This is a genomic window from Streptomyces sp. SAS_270 (genome assembly GCF_052543295.1).
In genome coordinates this window covers 1-1,020 of the sequence record NZ_JBMNDS010000189.1, presented here as the reverse complement: position 1 = coordinate 1,020, position 1,020 = coordinate 1, and the positions used below count along the sequence as shown (strand labels likewise).

Below are 1,020 nucleotides of genomic sequence, written 5' to 3'. Positions count from 1 at the left end.
GATCTCTTGCGGGAGGGCAGGTCGGCGTGCTTGGTGTGGAGCATCGCCAGGGACTTGATCAGCACCTCGCGGGTCTCGGCGGGGTTGATGACGTCATCGACCAGACCGCGCTCGGCCGCGTAGTAGGGGTGCATCAGCTCGGCCTTGTACTCCTTGACCATGCGCACACGCATCGCCTCGGAGTCCTCGGCGTCGGCGATCTGCCGCCGGAAGATGACGTTGGCGGCACCCTCGGCGCCCATCACGGCGATCTCGTTCGTCGGCCACGCGTAGGTGAGGTCCGCGCCGATGGACTGGCTGTCCATCACGATGTAGGCGCCTCCGTACGCCTTGCGCAGGATCAGCGAGATCCGCGGCACGGTCGCGTTGCAGTACGCGTACAGCAGCTTGGCACCGTGCCGGATGATTCCGCCGTGCTCCTGGTCCACCCCCGGAAGGAAGCCGGGGACATCCAGCAGCGTGACGATCGGGATATTGAAAGCGTCACACATCTGGACAAAGCGCGCAGCTTTTTCCGACGCCTCGATGTCCAGGACACCGGCCAGCGACTGCGGCTGGTTGGCGACGATGCCGACCACCTGGCCGTCGAGGCGGGCCAGGGCGCAGATGATGTTGCGGGCCCAGCGCTCGTGGACCTCCAGGTAGTCGCCGTCGTCGACGAGCTCCTCGATGACCTTGGTCATGTCGTAGGGGCGGTTGCCGTCCGCGGGAACGAGGTCCAGGAGGACGTCGCTACGGCGGTCGACGGGGTCCTCGCTCGTCGCGCGGGGCGGGTTCTCGCGGTTGTTCTGCGGGAGCATCGCGAGGAGGTAGCGCACCTCGGCGATGCAGGTTTCCTCGTCGTCGTAGGCGAAGTGCGCGACGCCGGAGGTCTCGGCGTGCACATCGGCGCCGCCCAGGCCGTTCTGGGAGATCTCCTCACCGGTGACGGCCTTGACGACGTCCGGGCCGGTGATGAACATCTGCGAGGTCTCGCGGACCATGAACACGAAGTCCGTCAGCGCGGGGCTGTAGGCCGCG

At 67.0% G+C, this 1,020-nt stretch carries 1 protein-coding gene; it reads right to left on the bottom strand.

What is annotated here, in order from left to right:
- Window positions 1-1,020: acyl-CoA carboxylase subunit beta (locus ACN6LB_RS45830; protein ID WP_445031102.1), on the bottom strand; the 1,020-nt coding region annotated here is incomplete at both ends.